The sequence below is a fragment of the Chitinimonas sp. BJYL2 genome, assembly GCF_027257935.1.
Taxonomy (GTDB): Bacteria; Pseudomonadota; Gammaproteobacteria; order Burkholderiales; family Chitinimonadaceae; genus Chitinimonas.
Window position 1 is genome coordinate 47,393 of sequence record NZ_JANZKW010000005.1, and the last position, 12,388, is coordinate 59,780.

Annotated in this window: 11 protein-coding genes and 3 tRNA genes; 7 read left to right on the forward strand and 7 right to left on the reverse strand. The window is 63.1% G+C overall.

What is annotated here, in order from left to right; translation table 11 throughout:
* Nucleotides 1–80: 80 nt before the first annotated feature.
* Entirely contained in the window at nucleotides 81–1,595 is a 1,515-nt protein-coding gene (gene ilvA, locus O9X62_RS14135; protein WP_269533569.1) for a threonine ammonia-lyase, biosynthetic, read from the reverse strand.
* Nucleotides 1,596–1,741: 146 nt separating this feature from the next.
* Between ilvA and O9X62_RS14140 the strand changes: the two genes are divergently transcribed.
* Both O9X62_RS14140 and O9X62_RS14145 read left to right on the forward strand, forming a co-directional pair.
* Nucleotides 1,742–3,322 (forward strand): nitrogen regulation protein NR(II), encoded by a 1,581-nt coding sequence (locus tag O9X62_RS14140; RefSeq protein ID WP_269533570.1) that lies wholly within the window; start codon nucleotides 1,742–1,744, stop codon nucleotides 3,320–3,322.
* A gap of 52 nt (nucleotides 3,323–3,374) precedes the next feature.
* On the forward strand, nucleotides 3,375–4,733 hold the full coding sequence (locus O9X62_RS14145) for a sigma-54 dependent transcriptional regulator (RefSeq protein ID WP_269533572.1): 1,359 nt from the start codon (nucleotides 3,375–3,377) through the stop codon (nucleotides 4,731–4,733).
* A 10-nt stretch (nucleotides 4,734–4,743) separates the two neighbouring features.
* On the opposite strand, the gene O9X62_RS14150 is transcribed toward O9X62_RS14145, so the two are convergent.
* A complete protein-coding gene (locus O9X62_RS14150) occupies nucleotides 4,744–6,072 on the reverse strand; it encodes an Hsp70 family protein (RefSeq protein WP_308446484.1) in 1,329 nt (442 codons plus the stop codon).
* Nucleotides 6,073–6,311: 239 nt separating this feature from the next.
* Between O9X62_RS14150 and O9X62_RS14155 the strand changes: the two genes are divergently transcribed.
* A complete protein-coding gene (locus O9X62_RS14155; protein WP_269533574.1) occupies nucleotides 6,312–7,922 on the forward strand; it encodes an alpha-amylase family glycosyl hydrolase in 1,611 nt (536 codons plus the stop codon).
* Here O9X62_RS14155 and can read toward each other — a convergent pair.
* The 5 genes from can to O9X62_RS14180 form a co-directional block, all read right to left on the reverse strand.
* Nucleotides 7,904–8,581 (reverse strand): carbonate dehydratase, encoded by a 678-nt coding sequence (can, locus tag O9X62_RS14160; protein ID WP_269533575.1) that lies wholly within the window; start codon nucleotides 8,579–8,581, stop codon nucleotides 7,904–7,906. The two genes, O9X62_RS14155 and can, sit on opposite strands and share 19 nt — an antisense overlap.
* A gap of 5 nt (nucleotides 8,582–8,586) precedes the next feature.
* A complete protein-coding gene (locus tag O9X62_RS14165) occupies nucleotides 8,587–8,970 on the reverse strand; it encodes a DUF2237 family protein (RefSeq protein ID WP_269533576.1) in 384 nt (127 codons plus the stop codon).
* A gap of 98 nt (nucleotides 8,971–9,068) precedes the next feature.
* Nucleotides 9,069–9,144 (reverse strand) — tRNA-His (locus O9X62_RS14170).
* 30 nt (nucleotides 9,145–9,174) lie between these two features.
* Nucleotides 9,175–9,251, reverse strand: a tRNA-Arg gene (locus tag O9X62_RS14175).
* 64 nt (nucleotides 9,252–9,315) lie between these two features.
* Nucleotides 9,316–9,392: transfer RNA gene (locus tag O9X62_RS14180), tRNA-Pro, on the reverse strand.
* A 107-nt stretch (nucleotides 9,393–9,499) separates the two neighbouring features.
* Between O9X62_RS14180 and folD the strand changes: the two genes are divergently transcribed.
* Genes folD through O9X62_RS14200 form a run of 4 tightly spaced genes read left to right on the forward strand, consistent with a single transcriptional unit; the run spans nucleotide 9,500 to nucleotide 12,383 of the window.
* Complete coding sequence (gene folD / locus O9X62_RS14185; RefSeq protein ID WP_269533577.1) at nucleotides 9,500–10,354, forward strand: bifunctional methylenetetrahydrofolate dehydrogenase/methenyltetrahydrofolate cyclohydrolase FolD; 855 nt, start codon at nucleotides 9,500–9,502, stop codon at nucleotides 10,352–10,354.
* A 30-nt stretch (nucleotides 10,355–10,384) separates the two neighbouring features.
* Complete coding sequence (locus tag O9X62_RS14190) at nucleotides 10,385–11,410, forward strand: quinone-dependent dihydroorotate dehydrogenase (protein ID WP_269533578.1); 1,026 nt, start codon at nucleotides 10,385–10,387, stop codon at nucleotides 11,408–11,410.
* On the forward strand, nucleotides 11,377–12,138 hold the full coding sequence (gene rsxB, locus O9X62_RS14195; protein WP_269533579.1) for an electron transport complex subunit RsxB: 762 nt from the start codon (nucleotides 11,377–11,379) through the stop codon (nucleotides 12,136–12,138). The genes O9X62_RS14190 and rsxB overlap by 34 nt, the downstream gene beginning before the upstream one ends.
* Nucleotides 12,139–12,140: 2 nt before the next feature.
* Entirely contained in the window at nucleotides 12,141–12,383 is a 243-nt protein-coding gene (locus tag O9X62_RS14200) for a hypothetical protein (RefSeq protein WP_269533580.1), read from the forward strand.
* Nucleotides 12,384–12,388: the final 5 nt, after the last annotated feature.

Here is a 12,388-nt window from a genome sequence, read left to right on the forward strand (position 1 = left end):
GCATCCCGGCCCGTAGCCGCCGGGTCGCACGCGGACTATCGCGGTGAATGACAAGGGTGGGGCAGGCTGCCCCGCCGGACTCATCCAAGGAACAAGCGATACGCAGGGTTATCCCGCTCATCGGTATAGTCATAGCCCAGCTCGGCCAGAAAGCGCTGGAACGCCGCTTCATCGCTGGGCGGCACCTGCATGCCCACCAGGACGCGGCCAAAATCGGCCCCGTGATTACGGTAGTGGAACAGGCTGATATTCCAGCCACGCCCCATCTGGGTCAGGAAGTTCAGCAGCGCACCGGGGCGCTCAGGGAACTCGAAGCGATAGACCAGTTCATGCTCGACCTGCGGCGCACGGCCACCCACCAGATGGCGGATATGCAGCTTGGCCATCTCGTTGTCAGTCAGATCCACCGCCTTAAGGCCACGCTCGTTGAGCAACGCAACCAGATCCGCGGCTTCCTTGCGGGTGCTGATCTTCACGCCGACAAAGATATGCGCCTCGGCCGGGTCAGCGGCGCGGTAGTTGAACTCGGTGACTGCGCGGCTGCCCAGCAGCTCGCAGAACGAACGGAAGCTGCCCGGTTGCTCGGGAATGGTCACCGCCAGGATCGCTTCACGCGCCTCGCCGATTTCGGCCCGCTCAGCCACATGGCGCAGGCGGTCAAAGTTCATATTGGCGCCAGAGGCAATGGCGATCAGCGTTTTGTCCTGCACGCCTTCGCGTTCGGCCCAGGCCTTGAGGCCGGCCAGCGAGAGCGCGCCGCTGGGTTCCAGAATCGAGCGCGTGTCCTCGAACACATCCTTGATCGCCGCGCACATGGCGTCGGTATCCACGGTAATGATCTCGTCGAGCACTTCGCGGCACAGGCGGAAGGTTTCCTCACCCACCTGTTTCACGGCCACGCCGTCGGCAAACAGGCCAACGTGCTCCAGCACCACGCGGTGACCAGCCTCGATGGAACGCCGCATCGCGTCACTATCCACCGGCTCCACGCCAATGATCTTGATCTCGGGCCGCAGTCGCTTCACGTATGCACCCAGCCCCGCAGCAAGGCCGCCACCACCCACGGGTACAAAGATGGCCTCGATGGCATCGGGGTGCTGACGCAGGATTTCCATGCCCACCGTGCCCTGGCCGGCAATCACATCCGGGTCGTCGAAGGGGGCGACATAGGTCATGCCCGTCTCCTCGACCAGTTTGACCGCATGGGCATAGGCATCGCTGTAGGAATCGCCATGCAGCACCACCTCGGCACCGCGGCGCTTGACGCCATTGATCTTGATCGACGGTGTGGTGGCCGGCATCACGATGACGGCGCGGCAGCCGAGCCGTTGCGCAGACATCGCCACCCCTTGGGCATGGTTGCCGGCTGAAGCCGTGATCACGCCGCGGTCACGCGCCGCCTGCGGTAGCTTGGCCAGCTTGTTGTAGGCACCGCGCAGCTTGTAGGTGAACACGGGCTGCATGTCCTCGCGCTTGAGCAGGACACGGTTGCCGATGCGGCTAGCCAGGTTCGGCATGGCGTCCAGCCCGGTTTCCACGGCGACGTCGTAAACCCGGGCGGTGAGGATGCGTTCAAGGTAATCAGGTGGGGACATGGCAATGTAACGAAACTACAAATCGGCCCTCAAACTAGCAGGAATCCGCCACGGCGACGAGATGCCGCGCGCGTCAATCAGCCGCTTGAGCTCCTCGTCTTGCAGGGGTTTGTGCACGATGGCGGCGGCTTTTATACACTCTGCCCATGTCTCCTCCCCTGCCACTGATTTCCAACGATCTATGGCGCTCGGCCAAGGTCTTCAACCTGTTCCGAGCGCTCATGGCGATGGCGCTGCTCACCGCCAGCTGGTGGCTGCATGCCAAGCTATTCCCGGACGCCGATGATCGCACCGCGCTGCACTGGATGGCCGGTGCCTACCTGTTGCTGGTCGTGGTGTTCGGTGCCTGCCTGCGCCAGCGCTGGCCGCGGTTTCCGGTGCTGCTGGGTATTCAGGTTGCCGCCGACATCGCCTTCATCGTGGGCGTGATGCATATCGCAGGCGGGCTCAAATCCGGTATCGGGCTGATGTTGCTGCCCTATCTGGCAGGCGCAGGCCTTGTCAGCCGAGGGCGCACCACCCTGTTCCATGCCGCCCTCGCCAGCATCGCCTTGCTGCTGCAGCAGTTGTTGCAGTACGTGCAATCGGACTCCACCAATGATCTGTTCCAGGCGGCGCTGCTGTGTATTGCCTGCTTTGCCACGGCCTGGCTGGCTTTCCGGCTGGCACGGTACGCCACCGAATCGGAAAAGCTGGCGGAACGGCGCGGCAGCGAGCTGGCCAATATGGCGCAGATCAACCGGCTGATCCTGCAGGATGTATCGGATGGCGTGCTGGTACTCGATGAAACCGACGTGATCCGGCAGTTCAACCAGCAGGCTGAACGGCTGCTGGGTTCGGGCATGATCGCCGGCAAAACGTCCATCGCCTCGGTCAGCCCGCCGCTGGCACGGGCACTGGCCGCCTGGCATGCCGGCGCAGCCGAGCTGCCGGAGGGTCTGGACCTGTACCCCGAGCTGGTCCGCCCCCGATTCATGCCGGTGCGGGTTGGCACCTCGGCAACCGGCACGGTGATCTTTCTGGAAGACATTGATCGCCTGCGGCGCGAGGCCCAGCAGCTCAAACTGGCCGCACTAGGCCGGCTCACTGCCAATATCGCCCATGAAATCCGCAACCCGCTGTCGGCCATTGGCCATGCTGCACAACTACTGGCAGAAGACGCGAGCGACCCCACCACCTTGCGGCTCACCCGCATCATGGTCGAGAACAGCCGTCGACTCGACAAACTGGTGCGCGCAGTGCTGGATCTGAATCGTCGCGATCGTGCCGAACCCGTGGATCTCCGTCTGCATGAGTGGATACATCATTTCGTGCAGGAGTTCCGGGAGGTCGAGGGGATTGCCGCCAGCATCCGCGTGGAGTGCCCCCAGGGGGCAGTGGCACGCTTCGATGAGGGGCAATTGCATCAGGTACTCTGGAACCTCTGTCGCAACGGCTGGCGTTATGGTCAGCATGCTGACGACTCGCTCCAGCTCAGGGTGGTGCGGCAGGGTGACGCCTGGGCGCTGGACGTGCGTGATGACGGCCCGGGTATTGCCCATGCCGATCAGATCAAGCTGTTCGAACCCTTTTTCACCACCGACGCGAAAGGCACCGGATTAGGCTTGTATATCGCCCGCGAGATTTGCGCCGGCAACGAGGCCATGCTGGAATACGTGCCCACGCCGGGCGGGGCGGCCCAGCAAGGCGCTTGTTTCCGCCTCACCTTTCCGGCACGCCCCGCATGAGCCCCTACCCAGCCACCCGGACACGGCCATTGCCCACCGCAGGTAAGTATCCATGAGCAAGAAGAACGGCAAGCCCCCCCGCATACTCGTGGTTGATGATGAACCTGATCTGCGCGAGCTGGTCGAGCTGACCCTGTTGAAGATGGGTCTGGAAGTCGACACCGCCAGCGGGGTCGATGACGCACGCCAGCGTCTGGATGCAGGCGGCATCGATCTGTGTCTGACCGATATGCGCATGCAGGATGGCAGCGGGCTGGACGTGGTGCGTCATATCGACACCCAGGGCTACGATATCCCGGTCGCCGTCATCACCGCCTACGGCAGCCTCGACAATGCCGTGGAAGCGCTCAAGGCCGGCGCCTTTGATTACTTGGCCAAGCCGGTATCGCTGGAGCAACTACGCACGTTGGTACGCTCGGCGCTGTCGCTCGACAAACCTCGCGCCAGCAAGGCCGGCAGCGAGGAAGAACGCGCGTTTATCGGCACCTCACCCGCCATCTTGCAGGCACTGCAACTGATTGAACGACTGGCACGTAGCCAGGCCCCGGTCTACATCACTGGCGAATCCGGTAGCGGCAAGGAACGGGCCGCGCGGCTGATCCATGCGCAATCGAGCCGCAGCGCCCTCCCCTTTGTGCCGGTGAACTGCGGTGCCATCCCCGAGAACCTGATGGAGAGCGAGTTCTTCGGCTACAAGAAGGGTGCATTCACGGGTGCCGACAGCGAGCGCGACGGTTTTTTCCAGGCAGCCGAGGGCGGCACGCTGTTCCTCGACGAAGTAGCCGATCTGCCCCTGGCCATGCAGGTGAAGCTGTTGCGCGTGATCCAGGAAAAGCGGGTGCGCAAGCTGGGCGATGCTCGCGAGATCCCCGTGGATGTACGCATCATCTGCGCCACTCACCAGAATCTGGCTAAGTGTGTCGAGGAAGGCCGCTTCCGCCAGGATTTGTACTACCGGCTCAATGTGATCGAACTGAAAATGCCCGCACTGCGGGAAATGCGCGAGGATATCGGGGCGATTACCGAGGGTGTGCTGGCCCGCCTGGCTGCCCAGAATGGCATGCCCTTGCCCAAGCTAGGTGCCGATGCCCGCGAAGCGCTGGGTAACTATGATTTTCCCGGTAATGTGCGCGAACTCGAAAACGTGCTGGAACGCGCGCTGGCACTGTGCGATGGCCGGCTGATCCGGCTGGATGACCTGCAGCTGAGCCGAACGGATCGCGACGAGCCGGTTCCCTCCGCCGCGATTGGCGACAAGTATCCGCTGCAGGACTATCTCGACCGGCTCGAACGCGAAGCCATACTCGAAGCGCTGGGTAAAACCCGCTTCAACCGTACCCAGGCCGCCAAGATACTGGGCGTGACCTTCCGCTCGCTGCGCTACCGGATGGAGCGGCTGGATATCAACTGACGGCCGATCCTCAGCCGTAGCGCCGCAGCGCCTCCACGGCCAGACCCGCGCCGATGCTGCCGAACAGATCGCCCTCCACCGGGCGGGCATTCGGCAGCAGCGCAGCAATACGCCGGCGCAAAGACGGTATGCCGCTGGAGCCGCCCGTAAAGAAGATGGTGTCGATCTGCTCGCGGCCCACCCCCGCATCCGTGATCAGGGCAGATACCGTCGCTTCCACATCGCTGACGAGCTTGTCGGTTGCCTCATCGAAGGTGGCCGACTCAATGGTCTGGGCAAAGCCTGCCTCCAGACGATCCAGTGTCAGCAGGGTCTGCGGGGCACTGGACAGGGCAATCTTGGCTTCTTCAACCTGCAGGGCCAGCCAGTGGCCATCACGTCGCTCGATCAGCCGCAGCAGGCGATCCAGTGCATCTTGTGCCTGTGCGTCGCGGTAGACCTCCTGCAACTCCATCCAGATCTTGCGTGTGTAGTTGAAGTTGATGGTGTGCCAGGTCGCCAGATTGAAATAGTAGCTCGACGGCACCTCGGCATTGTTCTTGAGCCGGGTGCGATAACCCAGCAGGGGCATCACGCCGGCCAAGCTAAGGTATTTGTCGAAGTCGGTACCGCCGATATGCACCCCGCCGTTGGCCAGCAGATCTTCACGGCGCTCGCTGGTTCTGGCGCGTTCGGGCGAGAGGCGCACCAGCGAAAAGTCCGAGGTACCGCCGCCAATATCGGCAATCAGCACCAGCTCTTCCCGATCCAGCCCCTGTTCGTAATGGAAGGCCGCCGCAATCGGCTCGAACTGGAAACTGACTTCCTTGAAGCCCACCGCCCGCGCTGTATCCGCCAGCGTGGCCTCTGCCCGCGCATCGGCCTCGGGGTCATCATCCACAAAGTGGACCGGACGCCCGAACACGGCCGTATCGAAGCGCCGACCCGCATCGCGCTCGGCGCGGTGCTTGAGTTCGCCGATGAAGCGCTGCAAGAGCTCGCGGAACGACAAGGCACGACCCGCCACCTCGGTCTGGCCGTCGATCAGACTCGACCCCAGCAGGCTCTTGAGCGAGCGCATAAGCCGGCCCTCGTAGCCATCCAGATATTCGGCCAGTGCCTGGCGGCCAAAACAGGTGTGATCCTCTTCGGCATTGAAGAACACGACCGAAGGCAAGGTGACCTTGCCGTCCTCCAGCCGCAGCAGAGTGTCGCCGCCGGGGCGCAACCAGCCCGTGGTGGAATTGGAGGTGCCGAAATCAATGCCGCAGGCGCGGGCAGGCGTAAGGGACATGGTATGGGTCAACAGCAGCGGGGCGCGGATGGTAAGCACCTGTCCGGCGATTGTCCAGTTTTTCATTCCGGATCAGCGGCTTAGCGGCACCACCCATCTATCGCCCAAGCCCCGCCAGCTGCCGCTGCGGCGGCTGCCCATGCGCAGGACGCTTAAGCGGATGCGTTGCAGGGGCGTCGTGTACCGCGGCTTTCGACGACTGCGCCATTCCATCGTGGCAGGGCTTTGACTATGCTGGCGCGGCTGATCACCGACGAGCCGGGCAAGGACCCGGCTCGCAACCCACCGCCCAACGGAGTGAACCGATGTCCCTTATCCCGCGTTTCGCACGCCTCGGCCCGGTCGCGCTTGCCCTCTGGCTGGCAGGCTGTGCCACTACCCCCCGCCCCGTCATCGATCACGGCGTAGACCTGACGCCGATGCCGGCACGCCCCGTCGCCAGCCAGCTCGCTCCCGGCTGGGAACGCGGCGTGTTCATGGAAATCTTCGTGCGCGCCTATCAGGACAGCAACGGCGATGGCATCGGCGACCTCCAGGGGCTGACCCAGCGGCTGGATTATCTGCAGGCGCTGGGGATCAAGGGCATCTGGCTGATGCCGATCATGAAAAGCGCCGACCGCGACCATGGTTATGCCACCACCGACTACCGCGACATCGAAACCGACTATGGCACGCTGGCCGACTTTGACACCTTTATCGCAGCCGCCCATGCGCGAGGCATCGGGGTGATCATCGATTACGTCATCAACCACAGTGCGGCAGAACATCCGCTGTTCGCCAATGCCCGCAGCGGGCCCGATGCCCGCTACCGCAACTGGTTCGTGTGGGACAAGAGCCCGCCGGCCGGCTGGGATATCTGGGGCAAACACCCTTGGTATCCCGCAGGAGCGCAGTTCTATTTCGGGACCTTCGGCCCGCACATGCCGGATTTCAACATGCGCAATCCGGAAGTCGTGAAGTACCACGAAGACAGCCTGCGCTTCTGGCTCAACCGCGGCATGGATGGCTTCCGGCTCGATGCGGTGCCGCATCTGGTCGAGAACAACGCGGTGGACTGGAACGACCAGCCTGAGAGCCGCGCACTAACCGCCGGTTTCACCCGGCTGAGCAAATCCTATCCCCGCCGCTATGTCGTGTGCGAAGCCACCGCCAAACCGGAGGATTACGCCAGCGACACCATCTGTGGCGGCGCATTCGCCTTCGGCTTGCAGTACGAGATCATCAAGGCTGCCAAGGGCGATGCCGAAGCAGTGGCCAAGGTGGCGGATTACTTCCGTACCGCCTCGCCCAATATGGCCACCATGTTGTCAAACCACGATATTTTCGCGGGCCAGCGCGTCTGGGATCAGCTGGCCGGCGATACGGCGCGTTACAAGCTTGCGGCGGCCAGCTATCTGCTGTTGCCGGGTACGCCCTTCATCTATTACGGCGAAGAAGTGGGTCAGGCCGGCATTCCGGGTCTGGAGGGCGACTTCCCGATCCGCGGGCCCATGAGCTGGTCGTCCGAGCCCGGTGCCGGCTTCAGCAAGGGCACGCCATTCCGCCCGACTGCACCCAACGCAGCCCAACAGAACGTAGTGAGCGAACAGGCTCGGCCCGATGGCCTGCTCGCGTTCTACAAGGCCATGATTGCGCTGCGCAACACGCTGCCCGCCATTGCCCGCGGCAGCTACGAGCACGCCAGTGTGCAAGGCAGCGCCCTGAGCTACCAGCGCCGTCTGGGCAAGGAAACCGTGTTGGTGGCCATCAACTACGGCAGTGCACCGGCCTCGCTCGACATCGCCCAGCTGCCCGCCAACCGCAGCGCCGAGGCCCGCTACCCGGCCCATGCCGCCAAACTGCGCAGCAATGAAAAAGGCCAGCTCACGCTGGCCCTGGCACCGCAATCGGTCGCGGTTTACCGCTTGGTGGACTGATTGAGCACGTCCACCGGCAGATCTCGCTTGAAGAAGTCACGATAGCGGTCGGTCAGCTCCTCGGCGCTGCCCACGGTCATGGCCAGATCGTGGAGCAGGCCGTCGGAGATGCGGTACGACCAGCCGTGTACCGTGACCTCCTGACCACGCGCCCAGGCATCCTGCACCACGGTGGTCTGGGCGGCATTGACGACCTGTTCGACCACATTGAGCTCGCACAGCTTGTCGAGGCGCTCTTCAGGGTCGAACTTGTCGAGCCAACGGTTATGCACGCGGCGCAAATCATGGATATGTCGCAACCAGTTATCGACGAGACCGACGCGCTTGTCCTCGTAAGCCGCGCGCACACCGCCGCAGCCATAGTGGCCGCAGACGATGATGTGCTTGACCTTGAGCACATCGACCGCGAACTGGATGGTGGACAGGCAGTTGAGATCGGAGTGGACGATCAGGTTGGCCACATTGCGGTGCACGAACACTTCGCCGGGCAAGAGACCGATCAGTTCATTGGCGGGTACACGACTGTCGGCGCAGCCTATCCACATGTATTCCGGAGTCTGCTGCTTGGCAAGGGTTTCGAAGAAACCGGGTTGCTCGGCCTTGATGGCGTCGGCCCAGTTACGGTTATTGCCCAGCAAGTGCTGAAGTTCATCGCTCATGCGTTTCATTCTCCGGGATGCAATGGTTCATGGGCGTAGTCGACCAGGGTTTCCAGCGACACGAGCTCCAGGAAATCTTCGTGCGTGCTCGCCAGCACCAGCTTGGGTGCGGCGCCCGCTCGCAAGGCCTCGACCCAGCGCACGGCACAGACGCACCAGCGATCACCGGGCTTGAGGCCGGGAAAGTCGAATTCGGGACGGGGGGTGCTCAGATCATTACCGTGTGCAGCCGAAAACGTGAGGAACGCTTCGGTCAGCACCACACAGGCAGTATGGCGACCGGCATCGCTGGCGTCGGTGTTGCAGCAACCATCACGGAAGAAACCGGTCAGGGGCTTGAAACTGCAGGGCTCCAGCGGCAAGCCCAGGATATTGAGTGCGTCGTGCATTACTTCGCCCCCTGTGACATGACCCGCGCCGAACGACGGGGCCTTCATCAAAAACAAAAAGCCGCTTCCCGTAGGAGAGCGGCTTTTGTTGTATTACTTGGGGTGGCTGATGGGACTCGAACCCACGACAACAGGAATCACAATCCTGGACTCTACCAACTGAGCTACAGCCACCACCGGAAAACTCGGCGTCCAATGCAGGATTGGCGCACCCGACAGGAATCGAACCTGTAACCTACGGCTTAGAAGGCCGTTGCTCTATCCGGTTGAGCTACGGGCGCTTGGTCACCTCGGCAACGGACCTTTATAGGATCACGTCGAACGGATTCAATACACTGAAAAACTTGGTCGGGGCGGTGGGATTCGAACTCACGACCACCTGGTCCCAAACCAGGTGCGCTACCAGGCTGCGCTACGCCCCGAAGAGGGCAGGATACTAAGGGGCGAGCCCGGTACTGTCAAGCCAGACTTGGGAGTGCGGCGGAAAAATGCGAGAATTCAACCCTTTGCACGTAACCGGGATCACCTCATGAGCGCTCAACTCCTCGACGGCAAGCAGATTTCCGCAGAAATCATTGATGAAGTCCGCAAGGGAGTCGATGCGCGCACCGCCGCCGGCAAGCGTGCGCCGGCACTGGCGGTGGTGCTCGTCGGAGACGATCCGGCCTCGGCCGTGTACGTGAACAACAAGAAAAAAGCCTGTGAGCGTGCCGGCTTTCGCTCGCTCTCCTTCGAGTACCCCGCCACACTGACCGAAGCCGAGTTGCTGGATCTGGTGCGCAAGCTCAATGAGGATGTCGAGGTCGATGGCATCCTCGTGCAGCTGCCGCTGCCCAAGCATATCGATGCCGACAAGGTCATCGAAACCATCAATCCGAACAAGGATGTGGATGGCTTTCACCCCTACAATTTCGGCCGCCTTGCCCTGAAGATGCCGCTGCTGCGCCCCTGCACCCCGCATGGCGTGATGGTGATGCTGGAGAAAACCGGCGTGGACCTGGCCGGCAAGGATGCCGTGGTAGTGGGCGCGTCCAATATTGTTGGCCGCCCAGCTGCGCTGGAGCTGCTGCTGGCTCGCGCGACCGTCACGGTGTGCCATAGCAAGACGAAGGATCTGGCCAGCAAGATCGCCGCAGCCGATGTGGTCGTCGCGGGCGTGGGCATCCCCAATTTCGTGAAGGGCGAATGGATCAAGCCCGGCGCCATCGTCATCGATGTGGGCATCAACCGGCTCGATAACGGCAAGCTCTGCGGCGATGTGGAGTTTGATGTGGCTCGCGAGCGGGCCAGCTGGATCACCCCGGTGCCCGGCGGTGTGGGCCCGATGACGATCGCGATGCTGATGAAGAACACGCTGGACGCCTGCAACGCCCTGCACCCCTGAGCCGCCCGCCCCCACCTGCCGAGATACCCGATGCTCTACCCGCTGCTGCGCCCCCTGCTGTTTGCCTTGGAACCCGAAACCGCCCACAAGCTCACCTTTGCCGGGCTGGAAACCCTGCACTCGCTGGGCTTTGCCTCGGTACTGGGTAGTCGCGAGCAAGCCCGACCCATAGAGGTCATGGGGCTGACGTTTCCGAACCGCGTCGGGCTGGCGGCAGGTCTCGACAAGAATGGCGACCACATCGATGCCCTTGCCGACCTGGGCTTCGGCTTCATCGAGATCGGCACGGTGACGCCACGCCCGCAACCGGGCAATCCGCAACCGCGCATGTTTCGCCTGCCGGCTGCGCAGGGCATCATCAACCGGCTCGGCTTCAACAACGGCGGGCTCGACGCGCTGGTCGCCAATGTGGAAGCCAGCCAGTACCGCGGCATACTCGGCATCAATATCGGCAAGAACTTCGATACGCCGATCGAGAGCGCCAACGATGATTATCTGGCCTGCCTGACGCGTGTATACCCCTACGCGAGCTACATCACGGTCAACATCTCCTCGCCCAATACCAAAAACCTGCGCCAGTTGCAGCAATCGAGCGAGCTGGAGCGACTGCTGTCAGCACTCAAGGATGAACAGGCGCGGCTCACCGTACGGCATGGCCGCTATGTGCCACTGGCACTGAAGATCGCACCGGATCTGGAAACCGAACAGATCATGGAAATCGCCCGCCTTCTGGTCGAGTACCGTTTCGATGGTGTGATCGCCACCAACACCACGCTGTCCCGCGTGGGTGTGGAAGGCTTGACGCACGGCAATGAAGCCGGCGGCCTGTCGGGTGCGCCGGTGCGGATGCGGGCCACGGCCGTGCTGCGCGCCTTGGCGTCGGCACTGCATGGGCGGGTGCCCATCATCGGGGTGGGGGGCATCCTCAGCGGCGAGCATGCCGTCGAGAAGCTCGATGCCGGCGCCTCGCTGGTGCAGGTTTATAGCGGGCTCATCTATCGTGGTCCGGCACTGGTGGGCGAATGCGTCGCCGCCACCAACGAGCGCGGCGCCTGAATCCCATGATCAATCTGGCTGATCGCATCGACGCGATCCTGCCCCAGACACAATGCACCCAGTGCGGCTACCCGGACTGCCGCCGCTATGCGGAAGCCATTGCAGCCGGCGAGGCCGGTATCAATCAATGCCCGCCCGGCGGTGAGGCGGGCATCCACCAGCTTGCCGCGCTGACTGGCCGGCCCGTAGTGCCACTGAACCCGGTTCATGGCGAGACCAAGCCGTTTGCGCTGGCATTGATCGATGAGACCCATTGCATCGGTTGTACGCTGTGCATCCAGGCTTGCCCCGTGGATGCCATTCTGGGTGCTGCCAAACTGATGCACACGGTGATCGCGCAGGAGTGCACAGGTTGCGAGCTGTGCATTGCGCCTTGCCCGGTCGACTGCATCAGCATGGTACCGGCCAGTCGTCCGGCCGAGGCTGAGGCGCAGCAGGCGCAAGCCCATCACTGGCGACTGCGCCATCAACAGCGGGCCGCCCGCTTGGTGCGCGAAAAGCAGGAGCGCAGCGCCCGCCTGGCCGCCAAGGCCCTCGACAAGCTCAACGACCCTCACTTTGCCGGCGCCGAGCAGCAGGCCAGCATCCGCGCCGCACTCGCGCGCAATGCGCAGGAAACCACGCCAGCGGCTACCATCAATACAGACCCGGCCGCTGCAAGGCGCGCCAAGCTTGATGAGATCATGGCCCGCGCCGCCGCACGGCTGGACAAGGCCAGCAAGGAGTAACCATGACCCCGATCCGCGCCATCTATGTACTTGCCCTGATCCTGTTTTTCTATTTTGTGGCTACCAGCCGCATGACCCCGGCCCTGCTGGTACTGGGCGGCATATTCGTCCTAGGCATCTGGCAAATCCGCCGCATGCTGGCCGAAGCCCGCGAGCGGGAGGCACGGCAATGGGAAAACAGTGATGTGACCATCGTGATGCCCCGCAAACCAGAGCAACCGGCGTCGCGCGGGCCGCAGGGCTGATCCGC